Genomic DNA, 1785 nt, shown 5'->3' with positions numbered 1-1785 from the left:
CAGGCGGCGAATTCGAAGTGAATCACACGGCGACTCGCGGGCACCTCCATCGGCGAAGAAGCGTGCAGCAGCAGAGGTCTCATCAACACGGCACCGCCGGCCGGGACTTCGCAGACGATTTCCGTTCGCGCGGCCTGTTCGGCATCCGACTGTCCCTGCGACAGCCGCTGCAGCAGATGCGTTCCCGGAAGAACCCTCAACGCGCCATTGCGCGCCGTGCAGTCGTCGAGATGCAGCCGCACCGCGAGCAACTGTTCCATGATCGCGACTGGCGGTTGAGTGCAGTCCACTCCGGCCTTGCGAGTCCATGACGTGAAGCCGGCGACGTCGTGACGCGATGCAACCGCGATCGACAGGTCCTGATGCCAGAAGACTCCCCAGTTCGCGCCCGGCGTCTTGTCGAACAGCGTCGCTCGAACCATGAACGCTCCGTCGCCAGCGATGTCGGTGACCAGGCGGCAGACCTGCGGATGACGCACCAGGTCAGCGACTTCCGGGATGACATCCGTCAGGTTCCGCAGCCCGTAGGTTCCGCTGCTGTTGGTGACTGCTTCCGCGGATCGCGACTTCGATCGAGCGTCGTCCACCAGCCTGCCGAAGTAAGCGACGGTACCGGCATCCAGGACGCTGTCAACGACAGCAAAGCCGTGACTGCGGACTTGTGAACCGACCGATGAAGCTTGCGATACGCTGGCCATGAAAAAACGACACCGTGAATCGCTGTCGGATTCGGAGGAACACCGGTTTCGGCAGCTCACTGCTTCTTCGCAGAACGCAGTCCGGCCGCGGTCAGCAGCGCCCGCGACCATTCCGCATCGTCACCGGTCAGCGGCGGATCACAGTCGACGGAATAATCGATGTCGTCGTAGCCGCCGTTTTCGTAACACTTGTTGATCAGCGGCTGCAGGTCCAGCGGGACGTCTTTATCCGTCGGCCGCAGCGGAATGCGAATCGACGGCAGCCGCTGTCGCAGCGGAAACGGATAGTACTCCACGCAATTCGGCCGCGCGGCGCGCCAGACACACGCTCGGTTGGGCGTGTGCAGATCGTTCGCCAGTCGCCATTTGTCAATCAGCAGCATCCAGTCGCCGGTGCGAATCAGATCCAGTTCGACAAAATTGACGCCGCCCTGCTGCAGCTCCGTCCGTTTGCGGAGGTACTGATCGCGACCGGGGCCGGGCAACCGGTTGGAAGGGCTCAGCACTTCGATGACTGTGATCAACCGGCCGCCGGTTCCGGCTTCGCGGATTTCCAGGAAATTCTCTGAGATCTCGTCGTCCTCCAGCAGCACGATGATCGGTTCCGCGACATCGGTCACCGTCAGCGTCCCGCCGCCGGAATGTTCATGGTCGTGCCGTTCGATAATGCTGACATCCGGGTAGATAGTGCGACACTCGTCGAACGAAGCCTGCACGAAAACACGCTCTTCCACCCGCGGCCGCAGGTCCGACGGCAAACCGGGCCGGATGGCGTCTCGAATGTAGATGATCAGGCTTTGATGGACGTCTCGCCAGTGGGCTTCGAGATACGGGTCCATGCCGGGAAACGGGCTGGGCATTGAAAATCCTCCGCGAGAGATTCTACCCGATCGAACTGCCGACTACCGGTCGACCTGTTTCAACTGCCATTGTTCATCGAAGAAATTTGCTGCGACGACCTTGCCGGGCCAGACGTAACCAGGCGGCGTATTCAGATCGATCACGGCCCAGTCCGGCAGCATCGGCACCTGACGAGCATTGTTCAGATAGGCATAGTCGCGAAACGTGAAGCTGCTGTTCAGGACGA

Annotated in this window: 3 protein-coding genes; all 3 read right to left on the bottom strand. The window is 61.3% G+C overall.

The window, feature by feature from the left end; all coding sequences use genetic code 11:
- Positions 1-698: phytanoyl-CoA dioxygenase family protein (locus R3C19_27445; protein ID MEZ6064098.1), on the bottom strand; the 698-nt coding region annotated here is incomplete at its 3' end.
- A gap of 56 nt (positions 699-754) precedes the next feature.
- On the bottom strand, positions 755-1558 hold the full coding sequence (locus tag R3C19_27440; protein MEZ6064097.1) for a DUF4058 family protein: 804 nt from the start codon (positions 1556-1558) through the stop codon (positions 755-757).
- A 42-nt stretch (positions 1559-1600) separates the two neighbouring features.
- Positions 1601-1785 (bottom strand): hypothetical protein (locus R3C19_27435; GenBank protein ID MEZ6064096.1); only part of this gene is annotated, 185 nt, incomplete at its 5' end.

The sequence above is a fragment of the Planctomycetaceae bacterium genome, from assembly GCA_041398785.1.
Lineage (GTDB): Bacteria > Planctomycetota > Planctomycetia > Planctomycetales > Planctomycetaceae > JAWKUA01.
The sequence above is the reverse complement of the archived record's forward strand: the minus strand, read 5'-3'. Positions and strand labels throughout refer to the sequence as shown.